Consider the following 784-nt stretch of genomic DNA (forward strand, 5'->3'; position numbering starts at 1 on the left):
TTGCTAATAAATCTATTTTTAACTTATCTATCAGCTCTCTCTTCATTCGCTCTACAGTGTTAGATACCTTAATACTGGCATCAATAGTAGCCGCATTTTTTTTAATAATTTCTAAAATTGCATTGTCTTCGTTCATATCTTCTATCCCCATAAATTGCTTTTGAATAAACTTAGTTAGCTGTGCAATAAACTCACTGACACTATGATTCTGGCATTCTATTTGACACGCTTTGAGCCAACCAATCAGACCGCTAAATCTAAGATGACTATATTGATTGCTGGTTATCCAACCTTCTAAAGTTTTAGTATCAACGCTATCTTCACTTGGGACGTCATTGTCTTCGTTTAGATAAACAAGATGCCAATACTTATGTTTTCTATTTTTAAGTTCAATAGCATAATCTTTCATTTGGTCAAGCTGATCTGCTGCATAAGGTTTGTTTTCAATACAAATACCATAGCTGTGATCACCTACCTGACATCTTAAGTAAATATCCATACGACGCTGGGTATTACTTTTTGCCGTTACTTCTTCAAGAAAAACCTCTGTTTTCTCAAGGTTGTTAAAGAAAATCTGCCAGTTATCATTTATATATATAACAGGCAAACAATGCTCAATAAATAACCTTAAAAAGCCTTCCTGTTGAGCATGACTCCCTTTAGGATCAAGCAGAGCTGCCAAAATACGACTAAGTCCTAATTCATCGGTATTAATATAATCAAAAGTACTGAAGTCTGGAGAAAGTTGACGGCTATAGAGTGCTTGCGCTGTCTCTAAAGCGTT

General features: G+C 34.9%; 1 protein-coding gene. It reads right to left on the bottom strand.

The annotated features are described in order from the left end of the window. On the bottom strand, positions 1 to 784 hold a 784-nt coding region (locus ACS8FC_RS16645), incomplete at both ends, for a PDDEXK-like family protein (protein ID WP_439297597.1).

Source organism: Psychrobacter sp. 1Y4 (assembly GCF_051847555.1).